This window comes from Paraburkholderia graminis (genome assembly GCF_003330785.1).
In the GTDB taxonomy this organism is placed as follows: domain Bacteria; phylum Pseudomonadota; class Gammaproteobacteria; order Burkholderiales; family Burkholderiaceae; genus Paraburkholderia; species Paraburkholderia graminis.
Genome location: NZ_CP024935.1, coordinates 2,948,679 through 2,972,150 on the forward strand (window position 1 = coordinate 2,948,679; position 23,472 = coordinate 2,972,150).

The window sequence follows — 23,472 nt, forward strand, 5'->3', positions numbered from 1 at the left end:
CTGTGTGGAGTACCGGCCCTATGCGGGGCAGTCGCGCGCGCCTCAGGCGGATTCCAGACTTCCGAATATGTGCCGGCCCCGAAAGCCGCCGGCGCAAACGCCACGGCCAGTAACGCCAGTCCAAGTTGCCTCACGATTTCCCCTTGCCTGCTTCTCGCTGCTGCCACTGTTTGCAAGACACCGCCTGGTTGAGGCATCCGCCGTGGCAACCTGCGCAATAGTGGCGTGCCCGAATGACTTCGGTGACTCGCCATGCATTTGCGGTCAGCGGACTCGCTGTCCCAACGGTATGACCGTTTTCGGCGGCGTAAAACGTCGGCTCGCCCGCCTTGCCACGGCGAATCGCCTCGTTGATTTCCTGCTCGCCGAACGCCGATTTCATCTGCGCTACAAACGCCGCAATTTCCGGCATCGGATGGCTGACCGGTTCATGGACACGCATATCCATCCGTCTTGCTCCCGAAAAAAGTGCCTGTTCGCCGCTACGGAAATCCGTGTAGGATACTGTACATCCATACAGGTTTTCTCGCAATGACATCCCCCTTGCCGTCCCCCGAAGCGATACACCCGTCCCTGTGGCGCGCGTCGCAGCTCGCGCGGGGCCGCGGCCGCGTGGTCGATACGGGCTATCCGGCGCTCTCAGCCGAGCTGCCCGGGGGCGGCTGGCCGGTCGGTGCGCTCGTGGACCTGCTGGTGCAGCAACCGGGCGTGGGTGAGCTGCGGCTGCTGCGGCCCGCGCTGAGTGCTGTAGACGAGCGGCCGGTTGCATTCCTGCAGCCGCCGCATACGCCGGACGGCCTGGGGCTCAGCTACATCGGTCTGTCGCTCGACCAGGTGCTGCGCGTGAAGGCGCAGAAAACCGCGGATGCACTGTGGTCTGCGGAACAGATTCTTCGGGCGGGAAGCTGCGGCGCGCTGATTTTCTGGGCGCAGTACGCGCAGGCTTCGTCGCTGCGGCGCCTGCATCTGGCCGCGCAGTCGTCGCAGACGCTGTTCGTCATGGTGCGCCCGCTTGCGAGCGCACAGGACGCGTCACCAGCGCTCCTGCGGCTGGCGCTGAAACCATCGGCCGACGGGCTAACCGTCGACATCGTGAAACGACGAGGGCCCTCGCGCACGGAGCCTCTGTCGATTCCCCTTCAACCCACTCCTGTTCTGCTGTCACGACATGCGCGTCTTTCTCGCCGTTCACCTGCCGAAGTTGCCGCTCGAAGTCTTCAGACCGAGGTGGTCGCCTGAGCCGCTTCACGGCAGCGTCGTGCTCGAGAAGGACAAGGTCGTCATCGCGGACAGCGTCGCGCGCGCGGCAGGCGTGCGGCTCGGGATGAAGCGCGGTGGCGTGCTGACGCTCTCGCCGGACACGGAAATGCACGAGCGCGACTTCGCCCGCGAGCGGGCAGCGCAGCGCGACGTCGGCATTGCGCTGATGCGCTTTTCGCCCGAAGTCGCGCTGCTCGATGAAGCGACTGTGGTGGTCGAGGTTGGCGCGAGCCTGCGCCTCTTTGGCGGACTGCTCGCGCTGTGCCGCGAAGCAAAGGCGCTGCTCGCCACGCTTGGTCTTACCGCGCGCATCAGTGCCGCGCCGACCGGGCAGGGTGCATGGCTGCTGGCCCGGTATGCGAAAGGGCATGGTGCGCGGCGCGTGCTCAAACTTTCCACGCTCGAACAGCGGCTTGCCAGTCTGCCCATGGTCGCCGTCCCCGAAGTACGGCAGTTCGCCGACTGGTTCAGCGGGCTCGGCTGCGAAACCATCGCCGACATCCGCCGGCTACCGCGCGCTGGACTGCAGCGGCGCTGTGGCGAACATCTGCTCGATTCGCTCGACCGCGCGTTTGGCACCGCGCCGGAACTGTTCGACTGGCTGGAACTGCCGCCCACGTTTTCCGCGCGCATCGAAATGCCAGACCGGCTCGAACACGCGGACGGTGCAGTCTTCGGCGCACACCGGCTTATCGTGCAACTGTGCGGGTGGCTCTGTGCAAAACAGCTCGCAGTGACCGCGGTTCGCCTGTCGCTCGAGCACGAGCGCGGGCGTGACGCCATCGAACCGACCACTATCGAGATTGCACTGGGTGAGCCCACCTGGCGGGAAGAGCACCTCCTGAGGTTGCTGAAGGAGCGGCTGCATCGCATTGAGCTCACCGCGCCGGTTATCGCATTGCGCCTGGACGCATCAAAGGTCGAGTCCGCGGCGCCAGCGTCCGACACGCTTTTCCCCGAGCCGGGGGGCTCGAAGGAAGACCACGCACGGCTACTCGAATTACTCGTCGCGCGGCTTGGTGAAGACAATGTACTGCGGCCGGCGCCAAGCGCTGACCATCGCCCGGAAGTCGCCAACTCATGGGTGCCGGTCACCGAAACCGCGAAGCCCGTGGTCATCCCGGAAGGCCTGCCGCGACCGACGTGGATGCTCGATACGCCGGTGCGCCTGCTCATGCGCCAGCACCGCCCGTTCTATGGTTCGCCGCTGCGCATGGTATCGCCGGGCGAGCGCATCGAGGCGGGCTGGTTCGATGGCGAGCTGGTTACACGCGACTACTTCGTCGCGCAGGCCGACGACCAGAGCTGTTACTGGATTTACCGCGAGCGCGTGAGCAGTCGTGACGCCGAAGAAGACCAGCGCTGGTTCCTGCACGGCCTCTTTGGATGACGCGCCGTGGACACCACCTTCACCATGCTGCCGGCGTATGCCGAGCTTTTCTGCCTGTCGAACTTCTCGTTCCTGCGTGGTGCCTCCCACGCGGAGGAACTCGCTGAGCGCGCCGCGCAACTCGGCTATTCGGCGCTGGCAATTACCGACGAATGTTCGCTCGCTGGCGTCGTGCGGGCGCACGTCGCGGCCAAAGAAGCGAAGCTACCCTTTATCGTCGGCTCATACTTCTGTCTGGTGAACGCGGACGGTTCACCGGCATTCGGACTCATCCTGCTTGCCAGAAATCGCGAAGGATATGGCAACCTCTCCGAGCTCATCACGCTCGCCCGCACGCGCGCGCCGAAAGGCGAATACCGGCTCACGCCACAAGACGTGTCGCGGCCCGACAAGGAATACCGGCACCTGCTGGGCGTGCCGGATTGCCTGGCTATTCTGGTACCGAGCTTCGCCGCAAAGGAAGACGTGCTCGACGCGCAGGTCGAATGGCTGGACGAGACATTTCCGGGGCGCGCGTGGGTCGGTCTCGTGCTGCATCAGCGGGCGATGGACGACATTCACCGGGGCGCGGTGGAGTTCGTCGCGCGCAACCGCGACGTGCCGGTGGTCGCACTCGGCGAAGTGCTGATGCACGTGCGCTCGAGGAAACCCCTGCAGGACACGATAACCGCCATCCGGGTCGGCAAGCCAGTCCATGAATGCGGCTACGACCTCGCGCCCAATGCCGAGCAGCATCTGCGCTCGCGCCTGCGGCTCGCCAATCTGTATTCACCGGATGCGCTTGCCGCAACGGTCGACATTGCCGCGCGCTGTACCTTCTCGCTCGATGAATTACGCTACGAGTATCCAGACGAACTGGTGCCGCCGGGATTCACGCCGGGCGCCTATCTGCGGCAGGAGACGTACATCGGCGCACAGCGACGCTTTCCGTCGGGCATTCCGCATCACGTCCAGGAGCAGATTGAGCACGAGCTCGAACTGATTGGCGACCTGCAGTACGAGCCGTATTTTCTGACGGTCTACGACCTGGTCCGCTTCGCGCGCAGTCAGCACATCCTGTGTCAGGGGAGAGGGTCGGCAGCCAATTCCGCGGTGTGCTACTGCCTCGGCGTCACGGAGGTGGACCCCGCACGCGGCAACATGCTGTTCGAGCGCTTCATTTCGAAGGAGCGCGGCGAGCCGCCGGACATCGACGTGGATTTCGAGCACCAGCGGCGCGAAGAAGTCATCCAGTACATATATCGCAAGTACGGTCGCGACCGCGCAGCGATTGCTGCTGCTGTGTCGACGTATCGCGCGCGGGGCGTTTTGCGCGAAACGGGCAAGGCGCTGGGCGTCGACCTGCAGATAGTCGATGCGGTCGCCAAGTCGCATCACTGGTTCGATAACAGTGCGGACCTGCTCAAGCGCTTCGAGGAGTGCGGATTGAATGGGGACACGCCGCTCATCCGCGCGTGGGCCTCGCTCGCCGCACAGCTCTATGGCTTTCCTCGACACCTGTCGCAGCACTCGGGCGGCTTCGTCATCAGCCGGGGCAAGCTCACGCGGCTGGTTCCGGTTGAGAATGCCGCGATGCCCGAGCGTAGCGTCATCCAGTGGGACAAGGACGACCTTGAATCGCTCGGACTGCTCAAGATTGATGTGCTTGCGCTTGGCATGCTGTCGGCCATCCGTCGAACGCTCGACCTCGTGTCCGAGCAGCGCGGCGAGCGCTTCGAGATGCAGGACATTCCCGCAGAAGACAAGGCCACCTACGACATGATTTCGGCCGCCGACACGGTAGGCGTCTTCCAGATTGAATCGCGCGCGCAGATGTCGATGCTGCCACGCATGCGACCGCGCACGTTCTACGACCTCGTGATTGAAGTGGCCATCGTGCGGCCTGGTCCGATTCAGGGCGGAGCCGTTCATCCTTATCTGCGCCGCCGCCAGGGTTTTGAGCCGGTGACTTATCCGAGCGATGCACTGAAGACCGCACTGGGCCGCACGCTCGGCGTGCCGATTTTCCAGGAGCAGGTGATGCAGGTCGCCATTCTCGCCGCGGGCTTCACCGCGGGCGAGGCAGACCAGCTCCGGCGCGCAATGGCCGCATGGAAGCGCAAGGGTGGCCTCGGAAAATACTACGACCGCATCGTGCTTGGCATGCAGGAACGGGGTTATGACCTTGCATTTGCCGAAGCCATCTTCGAGCAGATAAAGGGCTTCGGCGAATATGGTTTTCCGGAAAGTCATGCGGCGAGTTTCGCGTTGCTCGTGTACGCGAGCAGCTGGCTGAAATGTCACGAGCCGGAGGCATTTCTCGCCGCAATGCTCAACAGCCAGCCGATGGGCTTCTATTCACCTTCGCAGCTGGTGCAGGATGCGCAGCGCCACGGCGTCAAAGTGCTGCCGGTCGATGTGACCATTAGTGGATGGAATTCGTCCCTCGAACCTATGGCCGGCGAGAAGCGGCCCGCAGTGCGCCTGGGTCTCTCGCTGCTGCGTGGCATGAAGGAAGGCACGGCCGAGCGGATTGAGAACTCGCGCGCGGTACGGCCTTTCGCGAGCGTGAAGGACCTCGCGCGCCGCGCGGCGCTCGACCGTCGGGACCTGCATATTCTCGCCGACGCGAATGCGCTCGCCGCGCTCGCCGGCAACCGGCGCGAGGCCCTCTGGCAGTCGGTGGCCGCTGTCCCTGAGAAGGACATGCTGGCGGCCGCGGCCGTCGAGGATGAAACGCCGGAACTGGGCGCGCCCTCGGAAGCGAACGACATCGTGGCGGACTACCGCTCGGTGGGCCTCACGCTCGGTCGTCATCCGCTGGAACTGTTGCGCCCGCAGTTGCTCGCCAATCGCCTCATGCCCGCGGCAACATTGCGCACCTACCGGGACGGCCGGCTCGCGCGCGGCTGTGGTCTCGTCACCGTGCGTCAGCGGCCTGGCACGGCCAAGGGCGTGGTGTTTGTCACGCTCGAAGACGAAACGGGCAACGTGAACGTCATCATCTGGCCGACACTGCTCGAGAAGCAGCGCAAGGAAGCGCTCAGTGCGTCGCTGCTGGCGGTCTACGGGGTCTGGCAGTGTCAGGGCGAGGTGCGGCATCTGGTGGCGCAGCGGCTCGTCGACATGTCACATCTGCTGGGCGGTCTGCATTCTGTCAGCAGGAATTTCTGCTGACGCTTGGCCGCTTCATGCGGTTGCCGACGCCGACCGCCGGCGGGCAGTAAAGGTGTCGATTCCAGCTAGGGGCACTTCATCAGCAGCCCACTCATGTGATGGATACCGGAGGAACTGATGTGCTACTCGGCCCAGATAGTCGCGGACTACCGAAAATTTGTGCGCACCTTCGGCGCCATCATGGACATTCATGAGTTTGCGCGCCTGTTTTTTGAGCGAGCCGAAGACATCAGCAATGCGAAGGTACCGAAGGCCATGGAGGCCGCATTCGCGCAACCAGAGAACGAAGCGGAACGCGAAATCGCTACCCTCATCGGCCGGTTCAATGCTGCACGGGCGACAGAGCTCGAGCAGGACCTGTTCAGGCAGCGCAAGCGGCTGGCCGATGCCGAACGAGCCCTGCAGACGAGAATTACGAAGGCTGCCAGCGAAAGTCGGCGCATAGCAACCGCCAAGATTGCCTGGGCCAAAGCCAGAATTGACGACCTCCAGCGCACGGAGCCTGAACCGCGTGACTCGCGCATTTTCCCAGGTCACTACGCGCCCGTGATGATTTCAGAAAAGGGAAAGCGCGTCGTCAAGCCGATGCGTTATCAATGCCGCATTGCAGGCAAACCGGCGTCTTACGATATCAAATTTCCCGGAACTTATAACGCCCGCAGGGACAGCCTGCAAGGATTCTGGAAACCGTGCTTTGGACATACTCACGGCATTCTGCTGGTTGAGGTCTTTTACGAGAACGTGAGCAAGGCCAAATTTGAAGGCACGCTTCTCGAGACACACGAGCGCGACGAGAACGTAGTGCTCGAATTCCGCCCGGCCAACGGCGAACTGATGCATGTGGCTTGCCTCTGGTCGCGATGGACTGCGCCCGGTCACCCAGATTTACTCTCGTTCGCCGCCATCACCGACGAGCCGCCACCGGAGATTGCTGCTGCCGGTCACGACCGGTGCATCATCCCCATCAAGCCGGAAAACGTCGACGCCTGGCTCAACCCTGACCCGTCGAACCTGGACGCAATGTACGCGATACTGGACGACAGGGACCGGCCATACTACGAGCATCGGCTGGCCGCCTGACTCCGTCTAACCGCACTATGGCTCCTGTAAAAGAGTGAATAACCCGCTTAACCTCGACCTGCACGCCCGCGCGGAGCTGCTTGCCTACCTCGTCGCAGCGCATCTGCTTGCCCGGCAGATGACGGGCGAATGGCTGTCGGCCGCGCATGTCGTCGAGTCAATGCAGCTCTGGCTCAAAACGAACGGGGGAGGCGCCGATGTCATGCAGCGCGTGATGCTGTCCGCCCAGGCAGTGGATATCGCCCGACGTCTCGAGAAGACGTTGCAACCGGCCGTGACACCCAAATCCGTCCCGGCGCTCTTTTGCGAAAACCTGCGGCTCGACTTCCGTTCGCCCGTGGCGCGTGAAATTTACCAGTACTGTCTGAGACACCTGGTTGATTGAGGCTCTTTCTGAAGCAAGGTTTCGACTGTCTACAGGCACCTTCTTCTGCGTCCTTTGCTTCGACGAGCGGCAGCTACCATGCCGCCGGCCACTTCGTATGCAAGCTTCATGCGGCGGCCCGGCACAATCGCGTAGTCCGCGTCCTGTACAAGGCGCTCCAGCACCGCAGCGTAATCGGGTCGGCGCGACTTAAGCCATTGCGCGATGACGGCGTCGCGAACCCATCCTCTGGCCCAACCCGCGGCAAGTGTCAGAAGTAGCAGGTTCCCGTCATGGCGAGACCGCAGGCATTCCGCATCCTGCTGTAGTGCGGTGAGTCTTTGCACAATGCGACCCAGTCGACGCACGCAATCAGGAGGTGAAACGTGGCCATGCGCAGCATCTACACGCATGCTCGCGGGCGTCGCTGTCAGCAGTGCGCGAGCGAAATCGCCGGTGAGGTTGTCCTGCCGGACAATAGTGGAGACGGCCTCAACCTGGCGCGCCGGGGACATTTTCTCGAGCGCCTGCGCTGTCCGTGCTGGCAGCGTTTGTTCCGCCACCATCGCTGCGGCTTCGGGGCAGAGATTCCCGGGCACCCGATTGCCTGAGCTAACGGTGCGGCATATGAATCGCGGGCTTTGCGCTTTCCTCATCGCGGACGGCCGGTCAGGCGCTCGTGAAGGAGCCGGGGAAGCGTCGTGAAGCCCCGGGTGTTCATCAGCGCGACGAACCCCGGGTCACGCGTCAACTCGCGCAGAATGTCGAGTACCAGCGTAATCTCCCGGTCGGTATCGCTCATGCGACTCACCATGTTGCGCTGTCGGCGCAGTTCCTCTGTCAGAACCGATTGCGCCTTCGACTCCGGCGTTGCCCGACCGCGCGCGCCTCGCACATGAGGCACCGTCTTGTCATGCCGACCACCAGGTGCAGCTTTCCCCGCGACACTTCGTGCACCGCCGTGTGCCGGCTTCATTGTCCGCTCCCGGTCGTGCCATCAACCGGCGTTATTTCGAAAGGAACGCTCTCGGCGATAACCAGCAGTGAGCGCAGGTCGGGCCGCTGGTACATGCCGAAATGTGTCTGTCCGTGGCGGCAGACAACGGTAAATGCTCCAGGCACCAGACTTCCGCTGGGGAAGATGTGGAAGTCGAGCAACTCTGTGCCTGCCCGCGCAATGCGGCCATAGACAAGGAAGTCGACAGGGAAGCTGTCCGGCCAACGTGCGACCCAATAGGGCAGGTGGCCGCCGATGAGCCACGGGCTGCGAACGGCAAGGTTCAGTCTCAGCCAGTTATCGACGCAAAACGTGCTGGTATGCTTTTCGTAACGGACATCGTGGCCCTGCCTCCTCAACGCATCGAGAGTGACGTCCGCGACGTGGTGTTCCACGTTCTGCTCGGTGCGTCGGTTCAAAGACCGTTCGGACGCAAGCCTCGGTACGTAACCTACCTCGTCATACGCTTTGTAAAGGCTCCCAAACTCGCGCATGACCTGCTCAACCGACGGAGCGCTCCGGTAATACCTCAGGGTCGCCTGGTCGAGCTTGCCGGCTTTCGCTATAACTTTGCGCAAGCCATCGAGTATCTCTGCGCGCGTAGACTGCCTCCGGTTCGCCTCCATCTTCTTCTGCACGGCCGCGAAGACCCGCCTGTCGACTACGGGCTCAAACGCATTCTCGAGACGTATCCATTCCTGACGCGGAACCTGCTGCCATGCTCCATCGAGCTTTGAGGACGTCCTGCTGTAAACGTTAGTACCGACGTACGCTTCATTGCGAAGGATGCGCAGAATGTTCTGGGCGTCCCAAGGCCGCCCCGAGCGGTTGCGCAGGCCAAAATCATTGAGGCGCTTCGCAATGCCAACGCCTGTGACCGTTTGCGTTGCATACCATTCGTACATCTTCCTGACCAGCGACGCTTCGGTCGTGGATGCGGGCGCGATGACGACGCGGTCGCTCTGCACGCTCTTGTATTCGTAGCGTGCAAGGCCGCGTCTTGTCTCATGCTTCGAATCAATGAGAATACGTTGCAGACCATAACCGGGTGGCCCACCCGCATGAAATCCGCGCTGCGCGTTCAGACATTGCCCAAGGAAGACCTTACGGGACATCTCCCGGCTAAACTCTGCCGCCATCGCCCGTTTTAGTGCTTTCATGACAGACGTTGCGGGGCTCGCATCGTTCGAGAACGACTCCGCGACGTAAATTACGTTTACGCCTGCGCGCCTGCACGCGTACTCGTAGAAAGCCGCTTCATCCACGTCCTGGAAGCGGCCCCAACGGCTCACGTCGAAGACCAGAATGGTATTGAATCTCCGGCGTGGATTCTCAACGTCCAGCAGCAGTTGCACAAGCGCCGGACGTTGCCTGAATGTGAGCCCGCTCAGGCCCGCGTCTTCGTAATCGCAAACGACGCGGAAATTGTGAGCGCGCGCATATTCCGCGATAGCCTCCCGCTGGAACAGCGGTGAATACTCCTGGTGGTCAGTCGACATGCGGATGTACTGCGCCGCTCGATGAAGCGCATGTGGATTGGTTCCGCTTTTCGTCGGAGAGGCCATGATGTAGGTCCGACAGCAACACACGTCTGTAGTAGTGACTTCGAGCAGGAAGTCAAGCCAATTCCTTTCCAGCCTCCTGTTGAACCTCGTTAGTACCCGCCAACCCCTTGCCCAAGTGCGCACTGTCCGGTTGCACGGCTATTCCTTCAATTGCGGCCCTCTCGCGGGTTTTCGCGGAATTGCGAATACGAGTTAATACGTTGCGGAAGCGCAAGCCTGTGAGGAATCAACCTCGGGAATGGCTTGCAAGCGGCACCGGCATAAGTCATTTTGTGACGGATTGAAGCTACCGATGCGCGATGAATTGAGCGCCTTCTCGAAAGAGCAGCTTTCCAGAGCCGCTAGCATGGAAGAATCGGTCTGCGGGGGGGGGCGCTCCCGCCTAAAGTGGCCTTCAGAAAAGTTAAAACCTCGTTCGCTAGATATGTCTTTACTCATTCGTATCTCGAAGAGTCTCTTAGACATTAAAGCCATGAATGGATGAGACTCTTTTTAGGGCGGGCAACCGCATCCTGTGGATGCTCGAAGGAAGCCTCATGCGCAAGGAAAGGGGAAACCACATTGGCCCGGCTCAACGCATTGCTGAAACGCAAAGCAGCTAATGGCTCTGGCTATGTGCGCTGGCTATGGCTATGGCTACGGCTACGGCTACGGCTGGGCGAAGGCAACGCTGTCGCTCATCAGCAATGTCAGTTCGTCGATATTGAACGGCTTTGCCAAAACGATTACGCCGCCCAGTTTTGCGCGCTCCAGTTCGTCGGCGTAGCCGGTCATCAAGGCAATCTTCTGCGCCGGCCATCTGCTCCGGACGTGTTCTGCAAAGTCGATACCGCTCATTTTGCCGGGCAGATGCACGTCTGAAAGCACGAAGTCGAAAGCGGCGCCCTGGATGAGCACCTCAAGGGCTTCGTCGGCCGTCATCGCGTGCCGTACTGTGCATCCGAGCATCTCCAGAACGGCGCAAAGTCCGGCGGCCACTTCCGGGTTGTCTTCTACTACGAACACGTGCTGAGGCGTAGGCGCTGCGGCAGCAGCTTGTTTCGGCGACGCCGGTTGGACAACACCTTCTGTACCTATGTATGGAGGCAAAAACAGTTTCAGCGTTGTTCCTCTGCCAGGCTCGCTTTCTATCATCGCAGTTCCACCTGATTGCTCGCACGTTGCCAGTACCTGCGCGAGACCAAGACCGGTGCCGGCGCCGAGCGCTTTGGTGGTAAAAAGCGGCTCGAACGCGTGCTCTCTCACCGCCGGAGGCATCCCGTGCCCGTCATCCGAAAGCGCTATAAGCACGTATTCTCCTGCGGGCAGTCTGGTTTCGACTTCTCTCAGGTGAATATTTGAGCATCGGATAGAGAAACGTCCTCCATCCGGCATTGCATCCCTCGCATTCACCGCAATGTTGAGAATCGCAGACTCGAGCTCGGTGGCGTCCACCTTGACTAACCCGGTACCTGGCGCGACGTCCAAGGTCATCTGGATTTTCTCGGTGAGAGCCGTGCCTATGATGTCACTGGCACTCCGAAACCACGTAGCAAGGTCAACGACTTCATGCTTCAGCGGCTGCTTACGCGCGACGCTCATGAGCCTACGGGCAAGTTCTTCCGCTCCGATTGTCGCTCGCTTTACAGCAGTAACCTCCTTCTCAACGTTCGTATAGTTCTTTCGCGTCGCTAATTCCATATTTGCGGCTACCACCATCAGCAGATTGTTGAAATCGTGGGCCACTCGCGCCACCAGATTTCCCAGCGCGCCCATGCGCCGTAGCTGCCGGCTCGAGGCTTCAGCGGACGCTCGCCGTACCCACTCCGCTTTCCAATGATTCCATGCCGCTTCCTCGGTTCGCAGTTGACGATGCGAGAAAACAATCAGTGACCAGAGCGCGACGCACGGGACAAGCGCGAACATCGCGACGACCATGAAGTGTTTGCGCCATTGCTCGTGTATTGCCGCCGTGGAATAGCCGCTCGCGACGTACAGCGGGTACCTTCCGACGCGCCGGAACGATAGAATTCTCTCGACACCGTCAACCGTGGAGACCATATTGACCCGGCCAACTTTCACCGCCTGTCCAAGCGCAATCGTAAAGGGAGTATCTGGCGCGGGATTGCTCAAGGTCCCGACGTCCGGAAGTCTAGCCAGAATGGTCCCGTCCTGCCGATACAGTCCAACGAGTAACGCCGGGTTGGAATTGGTCAAGTCCGCGTAGAATTCGCTGAAATACTGCCGCTTTAGCGCGATGGATACAACGCCGAGCAAAACTCCGTCCTTCCCGACCCGTGCCATGTTTGTCGTGAAAATGTCGGACTGCATAACTTTGCCGGATAACGGCCGGGAGAAGTAGGGAGCGGGCGCTGACGCCAGTGCCCCTCGAAAGTCTTCGCGTCCGGCGATGGAAATTGGCGGCACCGGGAAAAAGCGGCTGCTCGCCAGCAAGTCGCCGTGGGTACCGAACACGGAGATGGCTGCAAGCTGCGGGTAGTCCGCCGCAATTGTGCTGAGCCTGCTATGTACAGGGCCCTCATGCCTGCGCACTTCGTCGTCATTGTCGGTATCGAGGAGTTCGACAATGCGCGTTTCGATTTCGTGGTTCATGTCGGCAATCTTCAGCGCGTGCTCCTGGGCCACCCTGGTCAGGCGGTCCACTATGTCGCTTGAGTCGGTAATACGCCGCTGATAGTCGAAGTAGCCATAGCCCGCGACGCAACCGAGAGGAACAAGGACCGACAAAAACAGGACGACGGCGAGCACGCGCCGCGTCACCTCGAAATTGCGCGCCGGTATCGGTACATCGGGCTCACTGCTTTGGTCGACCGCCAAGGTGAGAGACTCCCGCAAGTCGTTTATTGCTACGCGCGAACATAGTACTGCGGGAAGGCGTCGCCCAGGAGGTTCCAAGGTTAGTGAACCGTTTCACACATCGGATATTCGTTCATCGACTGTCACTTTCCGCCGCGCTGTGCCACTGAGAGGCAGGTTGACAACCTGCTGCCAGGATAACCTTATCCTATGTTGTCCGCGACGCAAGTGGATAAGTCTTGACTCGCCTGCATGGGAACGTCCGGCTGCCGTTACACATTGAGCATTCTGGCTGGATTCTCGAACTAAATGCACTCTTGAGCGCAGCTTTGCCGCGACCTATCTTCAAGATGATTCTGATTGAGGAGGCGACCATGGAGCGCACTGCGGTGGACGTGCATTTTGACAGCGTGAACCTGTTTCTCGACATGTCCGAGGGTCCCGCGGTTCAATTCCCACTGGACTGGTTTCCCGTGCTGCAGGAAGCCTCAGCAGCCGAGCGTGAACACTTTGCCATCTCGCTAGACCATGCGCAGATATTCTGCGCCCGAAATAGATGAGGACGTGAACGTTCCAGCGTTGCTTTCATACCGACCCGAGAACATGGGTCGCTAGTGTTTTCGCATTTAGCTTTGCTGCCGGGACCTCTCGCGCATGCGCAGCCGGCGCGGACGACGCAAGCGTCGGCCTTTCTTGACCCGTCAGCGTTCGGGTCCGAGGTAGCCCGGTAGTCCAAGCGCCGTTTTGCTTTTCGCCAGTTCCACTGTCTTATTCACGAGCGAAGCGAACGCCTTGTCGCTGTCGGGTCGGGGCGGGTCGCTGAGCGCCGCGTAGGTCCGTCACGTGTTCTCAAAAAGGCACGATTGGCCCAGTACCACGCCGACAGATTCTCGTCGCCCGGCAAGTAACTGCGCGAGTTCGTGGAGGCCAGTATCTGGCTTCGTGCTCTCAGGCGCTCGGAGTAGTATGGTCATGTCCACCTAACCACCAGGAGGGGAGACCATGACTACCTGTCAGCAATGTGGTGGCCAAGGAAAAATCAAGTGCGAAAAATGTGGCGGGACGGGAAAGCTGCAGATAACCGAAATTGAGACTGTTTCAGAAGTGTCTCGCACGTCCAACACCATCACGTGCCCAAAATGCGACGGAGAGCGCTGGCAGCTCTGCACACGATGTTACGGTTCCGGAGAAGTCCATGATAACGAGACCTCCGATATTTTCGACCCCGAAGGCAGAGATACTTGACTTCCTCAGGAGAACGTCAGGAAGCCTCAATTGGCAGTTGCACGTGGCCGACATCCAGAACTGAAGCCCGGCAGCTGTGTTTCGGCTCTCAGTTCCCTGTCCGCTTCAGCCGCTTCGCGGCGTCCGGCGGCGGCGCATCGCACGCGAAACTTTGGGCGGTCAGTGCGTCGGAATACACGGTCCAGCCGGCCGTATCGGTCGTGCGCACACGGACTGACCGTTCGACCGTTGGCCGGTCGCCGCGGCGATAGAGACACGGGTGGCGCGTAGTTGAAATCGAGGAAGCAGACCGAACACGCGTAGGGACGAGGTGCTCTCTGTCCGTGCCATAGCGCCGGAGTATTTTTCCTGACGATGCACAACTGTGCTTAAGGGCGCTGTCATCGGGCGGGACTAAAACGCCACGACGCTTCAGTAGACGCAGACAAGCGATGCATTGAGCTCGAGCCCGTCATGCCAATGCTCGCTTCATCGTTGCGCGCAGCGGCGAGATTGAGACGATCCGCTTGAGCTCCTACGGCAAACCTGGGCGAGCAGCGCGACTAGTTCACTACTGCCGAATGGTTTTGCAACGATTGGCACCCGGTACGCCGCGCTCTGTCCAATTCGTCGGTATATCCGGTCATGAGCGCTATCGTCTGGTGAGGTCTGTTCTGCTTTGCTCACTCCGTAAGGTCGATGCCGTTGGTCTTTTCGGGCATCTGTACGTCGGAAAGGACGAGGTCGTAACGCGCTCCAGACTGCAGGACCACTAGCGCATCGTCAGATGCTTGCGACATGCGTTGCCGTGGGTCCATGGATTCAAGAACAGCCTCCAATGCGGCAGCGACGCCGTGATTGTGCTCCATTGGCAAGACGCGTCTCGATGCGGTGCCCAGTGAAGGGCTCTCAGTCGGAGGACCGACCTGTGGCGGCAGTTTCTGCCCAATGGACCTTGGTAAGAAGAGCTGCACCGTCGTATCTTCTCCGAGTGACGTGGCCAACGCATCTTGACGCCAAATGCGCGTGACTAGCGGACGTAGGACGGAGAGGGGCTCCCAGAGCAGCCGCGCTGGTTCCGGTGGTGTCGATGATTGCGGTTCGGCCGGATGCATTCCTCTTTCCGATGTTCTGTACACGCGCCGACAGAGGCCCAACGTTGCACCCGTAAGCGGGCCACGAAAGCCGCCACTGTTGTCGCCACCTTTCGTCCACTAAACAACCTGCATCACCGCCAGCTCCATAACTGCAGTCGCAGGCATTGTGCGTGCTGACAAACGCTCAGGTGCGGTCAGTCATGTTTGCTAGCGCACGCGCGTAACTCGCCGTCATCTTTGTTAGTCTGCCGGGCTGGGGAGGTACCTACCATGCACGCCGAACCGGTTGAGTACGCGGGCGCTATCATAATGCCTGTGGCGTCGTTATCGGTACGTGGGTATGTCGCGACTGCTATTGTTACCAATGGGGTCGGCAAACAGCGCATCTATGGGCCGTTGAAATATTTCTGTAGCGAGAAAGCGGCGTGTGAATACGCGGTTTCTTACGCGAAGGCCCGGCTGGACCGCCGATGGGGACGGAGCGAAAGGTGAGATTGCAACCGGCGTTGTCTGCCCAGACGATGCCCGTTTGGCGAAGACAAACCCACCGACAAATCGGCCGACACCGGGCCGACGACGGAGAGCCCGTAGCCCGGCGGTCCTGCTGGGGCCTCTTGACGTCGCTCCCTATCCGAGGCTTCGAATCGCCATCATCGGGGGATATGCACTACAAGCGGTGTGAGTCGCAAAGTGTCAACGAGGCTCGACTTGGAACCAGGTCTCATAGCCAAACTAAAGGCTCAACTAACGGTAGCTGTCATTGCGGCCTCCATCGCCGAGACCAGCGCGATAGTGCTTTCACTTGCTGTCGACCTGAACGCAGGCGCCGTTCCCCCGACTGCTCTCGTTCTGTATGGTGCGGCAACCGTGTTGCTCGGTTACCGATGGGTGCTTTCTGACGCACGTCGAGCATTCGACGCAGCGCTTCGACAACGCCATGTCGTTGTTGAAGGATGCCCGCCGCGCATAATCTCGATTCGTCCAACCTTTCGTGGGCGCTGGCTTGCATGCCTGCACATTCGTTTGCATCCCGAACTTGGCGACGACAAGGAGAGGTGACGCCGCATGTACCGCCTGTGCGTGGTTGCGGGATGAATAGCCGGCTTGCTCAGCTTGGGGCCGGCGGTTTGAAGACGATTCACCGGCGCCACGATACGGTCGGCCCTCCTCCGAGTTCCTCCTTTCGCAACCACACATTCCATGCTGGAAGAAGCGGCGTTGCCGCCCTCGCTTGCGAGTGCGGCGTGTGGCGGTGCACTAGCGAGATGCACGTCGCTCGAGGTGGCAACGGAGCCTGCCGGCTTCCAGTAGCGGCTCTCCGCCACGCGCACGAGTAGGCACGTCCCATGCGCCTGTAAAGTAGCCAAGCGAGGAAGTCCATGAGCAGAATACTGTTGGTCGGCAAAGAGCCCAATCTGATTGAGGACCTGCGCGTTTGTCTGGAGTTGAGGGGGCATCACACCATGACGGCGCTGGATGGCTTGGAGGCCTTGGAGATGGTATCGGGAAGACTCCCGGACGTGGTTGTCACGGACTCGAAGATGCTCGACAAACTCGCCTTAAGCAAGCTGCTACGACACGCGGACCCGGGCAAAGGGCTTCCTGTCATCCTGTTATCCGACGGCCCGCAGCCAACAGACCGGCACGCGCCCCGTTTCGATGCGTATGTTCAGAAGCCGGTGGTCGTGGAGCAGTTACTAACGCTGGTTTCACAACTGACTTGATAGTCGCAGAATCGGCGCCAGTACCGCGCTAACGGCCGAGGCGGCTCAAAGCAAAACGCGCACCCTGCGAGGCACGCGAGGGCTGGACATTGGCGCGCACCCGAGAGCTGCGCGTTCAAAGTTCCGAAGCTGGCGGAATCTTCTGCGCACGACACAGTGACTAACGGGCCGCGTGGAACCGCTAACGCCGTTCGAACGGGTCGTTCATACTAAACGACGTATCCGCATCGCCGGCAGGGCAACGGGACACTGGATGGGCGACACACCCATCGCATGCCCTTGTTGCAGCCTGAATGGGCCCGCCGCAAATCTTGCGGGCCTCTTTCGTTGCACACCTGAACTTACCGTTCACGGTGCCTTTTCGCCCAGCGGCTCGTCGCCGGGAGACGGCTCCGGAGGTGTCTCCTCGTCGGGAACGTCTTCGTCCGGTTCGGTTCCCGGCACGTCGCTGTCCGTCTGCGTTCCAGCGTGCTCGTCTGCTCCGATTTTGGTCGCTCCACCTGTCGACGGCGGGTCGCTCGCGGGAAACGTATCTTCGACTGCTGCATCGACGTCCTTCTCGGATTTGTCGTCGGGCGCGCGCTGCTCGGTAGGTTGTGTAGCCATTTTGACGCTCCTGTTGATGTGTGTTCCAACAGATGCGCAACGGCTGTTCCCAAAACGGAGCCAGCTCGCGCGACAACATGAGAGCAATGGGAAGCCTGCGCTACGGGGCGCCGAGTGGCACTGCTTCCCACAACGACACCTTGGAAGCAAAGGCTCGGGCACTCGAAGGCTTGTATTCCGGAGACTTCTCAAACGCGCTTCTTGCCGCGTAATGGTTTCGGGCTAAAACCTTTGGGTATCAATGTGCCATGATGAGCTTCGACAGATGCCCAAGGGCGGTCACGGAATAGAGGAGGTCTGATGCGTACGAGGCAGTGTCTGGACCTGCTGGTGTACATGGCAGCCTTCGTTTCGACAATAGTATGGTCGCGAGACATTGAATGCGCGGCAACCCGCTCATCAGTCGTACGCGTCGTCTGTGGCCATGCCATTCGCAGCAACGAGCGGAACGATATCGTCGCTGCGCCGCAGGCGCTGCTCCGCGGCGGGAAGCTCGCCGCGCGACTCACCCAATGGAGACAATCCGGGAGCGCCTGCGCCGACATCCTTTGCATTGACACAGTGTTCGGACGAGGGAAAATCAAAACTAAAGCCGTTGAATCGAACACTGCGAACATGACTTCCGTATCAGAACCGGCTCCTGTTGCAGCCGCATCTGGTGCAGACGCTGTTATGTCAGACGATGACAGTCTTTCCGCATCTGCAGCATCGCCGCCGGCTGGAGCCTCGCAGGCGCTTCAAGGCAGGGAGGCCGGCGCCACGCTGCCGCAACCTGCCGCGAGTAATGCCCCGTCGCCAGGGGTCACCTCTTCCGGAAACCGCATGAACGCGTCTAGCCGCGGAATCGGGCTGACCGGAGTGCTAACAGTGCTGATTGTTATCGCAATCATACTCAGCGTATTCATCATCCGTCGGAACAAGGCGCTGGGGATAACGACCAATTACCGACGGGCAGGCGGTAAGAAGAGGCGTTGACCGACGCTAGCCGGATATGTGACGCGCGCCTTCATTGCGCCGGCCCGCATGAAGCCCGACCCGTTCCCCTTGGCACAGTATGAGAGGGAGCGCGAGGTGTAGCAGAACGCAGTCGCCGCCATCCGCATAGACGTCGTCTCTTCTTGCACGCTGGAACAGCACTCTTCTCGCTTTAAACAACACCGTCGGCGTTTCATGAATGCATCAGGCCAACAAGAGCTTGGCGTCCTTTCAGGTAAGCCGACCGAAGATGGAGGAGCGCTAATCGACGATTTCGCTTTTCATAAGTGCAACGTTTCCCGACTGCGAGCGAGCGCTCAACAATGAGAAGGGTTCCATTCGCGATATGGCGGTGTCTGACGAAGCGATGGCGAACGTCGCATGATTTTTTGACTCGTCTCGTATCGGGGATGAAATGTTTCGAGCCATATTCCATTCGTCCCGAAGAGCCGTCCCATCCGGCATCGGTCGGGTCTCCATTTGAGACTGCATTGCAATGCGTCTGTGGACGCGCCCACGCGGCCCGCTTTACGGGCCGGAGAATTTGTTGCAAAAGACGTGACACGGCCAGGAAGTTGGCACCGACTGTGCATAGCTGAGCGCACTTTCGTCTTGTCCCTTTGGCCAGTTGTGCCGTTGCACTTTTCAACATTCGAAAATGGCCAAAAGCGAGGGCACTGGAACTGGCTCTCAGCAAGCACGGGGTCCGCCTACTTGCCGTCCAGTTTGCGCATGGCTACTGGAAATACGATTGGCAAAGGGGTTGAATGCAGCAACATCCGCAGACCTTCTCACAATGCGAACAACTCAGACAGGGTGGAAGATGGATGACGACGGGGCTCCAACGCTAACCGCAGTGCCGATTGATACACGTAACCAGATGCGCGTGGTTACCATCGCTGCCATCGCATCTTTCTGTCTCGTAGTTGTTAGTGGGCAGTTGAAGACAATGGCGGGTGAAATCGTTGCGGTGTGGATAGCCGCCGGCTACCTGCTGGGGCACCTGCTGACAGTTCGTCGACACCGCAAAGCATCCGTCCTTATTGGCGGGTTCGTGGGGAATCTTGCGGCAAATCTGCTGGGCGGAGAAAGTCTCTACGTGTCCCTATCGTTTACCGCTTGCGGGTTAATTGAGGTATGTGCGGCGGCCTTGCTCTTGCCCCAGGTTCATTCGGCCGATGAACTAATAGTCCCTAGAATCCTTTTCCGCTTCGTCATCATCGCAGGGATTTTTGCACCACTTATTTCAGGGCTTGCTGCTGTATTTCTGCTTGAGGGGGTCTTTACAACGCACCCCTTTTCTTCTTTCTCCAACTGGGTCATATCTGATTCGTTAGGTATTCTAATATTCACGCCGGTAACCATCAACATGATATCGGGAGAGTGGCGCAGTTTTCTGCAGCCCGGTAGCCGGGCGAAGTCTGTAGCTCTATTATTGTTGGTTGGCTGCGTTACCGCACTGATATTTGGACAGAACACTCACTCTCTGCTTTACTGGGTTCTGCCTCCTCTCGCCCTGTTAGCATTTCACGCAGAGCTTTCCACGGTCCTCCTGGGGATACTTATCTGCATGAGCATTGCGGTGCCGTTCACGGTGCGAGGCGCGGGTCCGCTGTGGTTGATTGGATTTCATACGATGGAGGAGCGGATACTGGCCCTTCAGGTCTTCACGCTAGCCGCATTGTCAATCGTGCTACCCATTACGGCATTGGAGGTTCAGCGACATCGCCTTCTTGTCCTGCTCACGGACGGACAACGCCAATTTCGCACCTTGGCTGAACACACTGAAGAAGTCATCCTGCAGCTCGACCCCGACGGCGTCTTTCAATACGTATCACCCCGGGTGACGTCGGTTCTCGGCTTCTCTGCATCGCATCTCGTCGGAGCACACATATCCGGGCTATTGCACCGAGACGATGTAGCACGTGTTCAACTCGCAATGAGGCAAGCGGCCTCGGTGCAATCGAACGAGTCAGTTCAGTATCGTATTCGCCGCAAAGACGGCTCTCTTGTCTGGGTGCGAAGCTTCATGGCTGCCATGCCAGTGGGACCGGGAGACAACAAGCCATCCCTGTTGTTCACGCTCAGAGACATTGACGAGCATATTCTTGCGCAGCAGCAACGCGATGCCGAGCAACGGAGACTCGAAGATTTGGCCTACATCGACAGTCTGACAGGACTCTGGAACAGGCGGTACTTCGACGTCGAATTCGCGCGGAGGCTCATGGCTACACCGGAGAATGGCGATGACCTGATGATGGCGGTCCTGTTTATCGACGTAGACTATTTCAAGCAGTTCAACGACCGTTTTGGCCATCAGCGAGGCGATGAATGTTTGCGGACGGTGGCAAAGCACATACAAACCGGGATTAGAAAGGTTGACCTCCCGGCTCGTTACGGCGGCGAAGAGTTCGTCGTCCTCCTCAAGGAGTGCTCGCTTGCCGTAGCGACCCGGACGGCGGAACGAATTCGCGGCGGAATCGAGGCGCTTTCTATTAGTCACGATTCCAGCCCGTTTAGCAAAGTCACGGTCAGCATCGGCATTGTGCACACGACCGACCTTGAAACGAATGATGCAGCTGACCTGCTCCGCGCAGCCGACGCGGCACTGTATGAAGCCAAGCGCCTTGGCAGGAACCGGGTGTTCCATTGGCAGGGCCACCTCGCCGCGTGAAGCCCCGGAATGTTTTTCTGCAAGCGGCGCTCATTAGTCTGCCTCTGTAGTTACCCCTACCCGCAAGACCCGAGCGTGGGCACGTTTGAGGCCCGCAAGTTGAGCGTCCTCCTCGCTTTGGACATGGCCCGGGACACCCGATGCTTCCATTGACTTACCGGAACTGCATGCGTGTCTGGTCGCAGCGCATCTGCTTGCCCGGCAGATGACGGCGAATGGCTCTCGGTCTCGCATGTCGTCGAGTCAACGCTGCTCCGGGTCAAAACAATCGGAGCCGGCGCCGATGTGATGCAGCGGGTGATGCTGTCGGCCCAGTGGATATCGCCCGACGTCTCGAGAAGACATTGCAACCGGCCGTGACGCCGAAAAGTCATGCAGCCGGCGAACGGAAGGGCGGTCGCAAGCAGCGCTCGAACGTCTTTGGCGACCTAGGTGGGGGAATTGGCCCTGCGATTGGCGGCAGTGAGTGCGCTCAGATGCCATCAGTCGCCGTCCTGACAACGATGCCTCCATGTTCTACCGTGGTGCGCCTAAGGCCAACACCGGGAATCGATTGCTTGCCAGCGCGCCGCGGCGTGATGCGCCGCGGTATGGGGTGCACGCTTGTATGTGAGGCGTGCAGCGATGAACCTATCTACGATGTCCAGCAACACCTCCATTGACGCGGGCTTTCGTAGAAAAACAGTCCAGTAGCAAACCTCATCGACAGGCTCGGGCATGGCCGACAGCAGGACTATCGGTATGCCTGCAAATACGGGCGCGCATCTCAGACGCCGGCAAAGCTCCCTGCCATCCACCTCGGGCATCTGTAAATCGGTGACTACCAGTTCTGGAAAATGTGCAACGGCTTTCGTCAGTGCGTCGCGTCCGTTCTCCGCCAGCACGATGTGATGTCCACGACTTTCCAGTGCCAGTTGCAGCGCCCATCGGTTTTCAAAGTCATCGTCGACGAGCAGCACAGTGGACATGATGCGAAATGGTCGTAAAAGCAGCACACATGTGTTTTTCGCAAGCCGTGTACCTACGCGCGTTCGCGGCTCGCTCGCTGTTTTAAGCCGGTCCTAAGGTGCTGGCGCGCCAATGACACTCGCCGCACGGGCTCGCTGATTCGTCTGCAGAATACCGACCCAATGGCGGCGCCATGTCCCGCGCTGCTGGCATATGCGTTGCGCATAAAGCTCCGCACGATTACACATGGAGGACATCATGGGCACATTAGACCCGCAAGGCACCAGCTCGGGAACGGGCGGCGCGGACATTGTAGGCAGCGGGACTGGAGACGGCCCCGGGCCGGAGGTGATGGCCGCCGCGACGCTCGACGATACGCAGGTGATTTCGTCGGACGGCGAGGACGTGGGCAAAATTTCCGACATCATGCTTGACGTACGCAGCGGCAGGATTGCGTACGCAGTACTGTCCGAAGGCGGCTTCCTCGGCATGGGCACGAACCTGCATGCAATACCGTGGAACGCGCTCACGCTCGATACCGACGCGAAGTGTTTTCGCGTCAGCATTGATGCTCAACGCATCAAGGACGACCCGGGCTTTGACAAGGACCACTGGCCGTCAATGGCGGATACCACTTGGGGCACCACGGTTCATCAGTATTACAACCGCGAACCGTACTGGTCGTCGACCCGCGGCGTAGAAGACTTGCCGCCGAGCGACATCTGAACACGGTTCTCATGGACGCCGGCTTCCGCGCACGCAGAGCCGGCGTCCGCGTTATCGAGGATGCAATCATGAAGACGATGAAAGCAGCAGTACTTTGCTCAGCTCTGGCGCTGGCGTCTGTCAGTGCCGCGTTCGCTCAGGGCGCCGGCGGTGGTGGCAGTGGTGGTGGCGGTGGTACGAGCGTGGGTGCTGGCGGGGCTGGCGTTGGTGGCGCGAACGGTGCTGGCCAGGGCGGCGCAGGTATGAATGCGCCGAATTCGGGAGGTACTGCCGGTGCCACGTCGATGTCAAAAGGTTCGCATGCGACGATACCACCCACCCGAAAGCCGCAAAAGGACGCGCAGGCCAAAGGCGCATCCGATACCGCAGCCTCCAGTGCACAGTGAGTGGCTTCAGATTGCTTCTGCGGAAAGCGTCGCCGACCCGCGGTGTTCGCTGTAACGGCGCATTACGCAGGCAGCCGTCCCCTTGGAATGGTGGGCCGCCCCAAAGGCGATGTCCGGCCGAGCCGGTGACGTAGTTTTTGCAGAGCGTCGGCAGTTTCTCGTGCGGCAAGCATGCACGGGGGCTTTGAGGGCGGCCATCCAAGGCACGAAGAACACGACAGTCTAAGGCCGCAACCGGCCTCGTCGACGGGAAAGGGGCGTCTTGGCGGTGCTCAGCCCGGGTCCGCTACGGCCGTGTCAGCATGAGGCTTTGCTGGCACCACCACACAGTGCGCACGAATTACTGCAATCAGCTCTGAAGGCGTTATCTCGTAGCGCATTTCGCGGGGGTATGCCGGGCTGGCGCTCATCGACTTCCACCAGCACGACGGCTCGTCCATCGGTCTCCGATTCCAGTCGCAGCCGGTGACTGGGATTGCCCGCGGCGTCGTATTCGGTGAGCGA

At 60.2% G+C, this 23,472-nt stretch carries 17 protein-coding genes and 1 pseudogene; 10 read left to right on the plus strand and 8 right to left on the minus strand.

The window, feature by feature from the left end; all coding sequences use genetic code 11:
* Positions 1–130: 130 nt before the first annotated feature.
* On the minus strand, positions 131–538 hold the full coding sequence (locus tag CUJ91_RS31330) for a hypothetical protein (RefSeq protein ID WP_425273893.1): 408 nt from the start codon (positions 536–538) through the stop codon (positions 131–133).
* On the opposite strand from CUJ91_RS31330, the gene imuA reads away from it, so the two are divergent.
* The 5 genes from imuA (at position 532) to CUJ91_RS31355 (ending at position 7,271) form a co-directional block, all read left to right on the plus strand.
* Complete coding sequence (imuA, locus tag CUJ91_RS31335) at positions 532–1,239, plus strand: translesion DNA synthesis-associated protein ImuA (RefSeq protein WP_114157971.1); 708 nt, start codon at positions 532–534, stop codon at positions 1,237–1,239. The genes CUJ91_RS31330 and imuA overlap by 7 nt on opposite strands.
* Entirely contained in the window at positions 1,169–2,650 is a 1,482-nt protein-coding gene (locus CUJ91_RS31340; RefSeq protein ID WP_208716172.1) for a Y-family DNA polymerase, read from the plus strand. The genes imuA and CUJ91_RS31340 overlap by 71 nt, the downstream gene beginning before the upstream one ends.
* Positions 2,651–2,656: 6 nt before the next feature.
* Positions 2,657–5,806 carry an error-prone DNA polymerase gene (locus tag CUJ91_RS31345; RefSeq protein ID WP_114157973.1) on the plus strand — a complete coding sequence of 1,050 codons (3,150 nt, stop codon included), beginning with the start codon at positions 2,657–2,659 and terminating at the stop codon, positions 5,804–5,806.
* 117 nt (positions 5,807–5,923) lie between these two features.
* A complete protein-coding gene (locus CUJ91_RS31350) occupies positions 5,924–6,886 on the plus strand; it encodes an SOS response-associated peptidase family protein (protein ID WP_114157974.1) in 963 nt (320 codons plus the stop codon).
* Positions 6,887–6,920: 34 nt separating this feature from the next.
* Positions 6,921–7,271: a hypothetical protein gene (locus CUJ91_RS31355; RefSeq protein WP_114157975.1), complete on the plus strand. Its 351-nt coding sequence runs from the start codon at positions 6,921–6,923 to the stop codon at positions 7,269–7,271.
* A gap of 29 nt (positions 7,272–7,300) precedes the next feature.
* Here CUJ91_RS31355 and CUJ91_RS35305 read toward each other — a convergent pair whose 3' ends face one another.
* The 4 genes from CUJ91_RS35305 to CUJ91_RS31370 all read right to left on the minus strand — a co-directional run bounded on the left by CUJ91_RS35305 (position 7,301) and on the right by CUJ91_RS31370 (position 12,629).
* Positions 7,301–7,906, minus strand: coding sequence for a plasmid partitioning protein RepB C-terminal domain-containing protein (locus CUJ91_RS35305; RefSeq protein ID WP_114157976.1), 606 nt, complete (start codon positions 7,904–7,906; stop codon positions 7,301–7,303).
* Positions 7,903–8,052 (minus strand): hypothetical protein, encoded by a 150-nt coding sequence (locus CUJ91_RS34220; protein ID WP_157140568.1) that lies wholly within the window; start codon positions 8,050–8,052, stop codon positions 7,903–7,905. Before CUJ91_RS34220 ends, CUJ91_RS35305 begins: the two co-directional genes overlap by 4 nt.
* A 170-nt stretch (positions 8,053–8,222) precedes the next feature.
* Entirely contained in the window at positions 8,223–9,812 is a 1,590-nt protein-coding gene (locus CUJ91_RS31365; RefSeq protein WP_114158115.1) for a recombinase family protein, read from the minus strand.
* A 648-nt stretch (positions 9,813–10,460) separates the two neighbouring features.
* A complete protein-coding gene (locus CUJ91_RS31370) occupies positions 10,461–12,629 on the minus strand; it encodes a hybrid sensor histidine kinase/response regulator (protein ID WP_114158116.1) in 2,169 nt (722 codons plus the stop codon).
* A gap of 218 nt (positions 12,630–12,847) precedes the next feature.
* On the opposite strand from CUJ91_RS31370, the gene CUJ91_RS34990 reads away from it, so the two are divergent.
* Positions 12,848–13,168 carry a DUF2442 domain-containing protein gene (locus CUJ91_RS34990; RefSeq protein ID WP_244231055.1) on the plus strand — a complete coding sequence of 107 codons (321 nt, stop codon included), beginning with the start codon at positions 12,848–12,850 and terminating at the stop codon, positions 13,166–13,168.
* Between the two features lie 3,140 nt (positions 13,169–16,308).
* Positions 16,309–16,653, plus strand: coding sequence for a response regulator (locus CUJ91_RS31390; RefSeq protein ID WP_006046862.1), 345 nt, complete (start codon positions 16,309–16,311; stop codon positions 16,651–16,653).
* A 348-nt stretch (positions 16,654–17,001) separates the two neighbouring features.
* On the opposite strand, the gene CUJ91_RS31395 is transcribed toward CUJ91_RS31390, so the two are convergent.
* Positions 17,002–17,259: a hypothetical protein gene (locus CUJ91_RS31395; RefSeq protein ID WP_114157978.1), complete on the minus strand. Its 258-nt coding sequence runs from the start codon at positions 17,257–17,259 to the stop codon at positions 17,002–17,004.
* Positions 17,260–19,057: 1,798 nt separating this feature from the next.
* On the opposite strand from CUJ91_RS31395, the gene CUJ91_RS31400 reads away from it, so the two are divergent.
* Positions 19,058–20,908, plus strand: a complete 1,851-nt coding sequence (locus tag CUJ91_RS31400; protein WP_161966606.1) for a bifunctional diguanylate cyclase/phosphodiesterase — start codon at positions 19,058–19,060, stop codon at positions 20,906–20,908.
* Between the two features lie 530 nt (positions 20,909–21,438).
* Here CUJ91_RS31400 and CUJ91_RS31405 read toward each other — a convergent pair.
* A complete protein-coding gene (locus CUJ91_RS31405) occupies positions 21,439–21,876 on the minus strand; it encodes a response regulator (protein WP_167450681.1) in 438 nt (145 codons plus the stop codon).
* A 238-nt stretch (positions 21,877–22,114) separates the two neighbouring features.
* On the opposite strand from CUJ91_RS31405, the gene CUJ91_RS31410 reads away from it, so the two are divergent.
* Both CUJ91_RS31410 and CUJ91_RS31415 read left to right on the plus strand, forming a co-directional pair.
* Positions 22,115–22,582, plus strand: a complete 468-nt coding sequence (locus CUJ91_RS31410) for a PRC-barrel domain-containing protein (protein ID WP_006046867.1) — start codon at positions 22,115–22,117, stop codon at positions 22,580–22,582.
* 68 nt (positions 22,583–22,650) lie between these two features.
* Positions 22,651–22,968, plus strand: a complete 318-nt coding sequence (locus tag CUJ91_RS31415) for a hypothetical protein (RefSeq protein ID WP_114158118.1) — start codon at positions 22,651–22,653, stop codon at positions 22,966–22,968.
* Positions 22,969–23,240: 272 nt separating this feature from the next.
* Here CUJ91_RS31415 and CUJ91_RS31420 read toward each other — a convergent pair.
* Positions 23,241–23,430, minus strand: a pseudogene (locus CUJ91_RS31420) (hypothetical protein).
* Positions 23,431–23,472 lie beyond the last annotated feature (42 nt).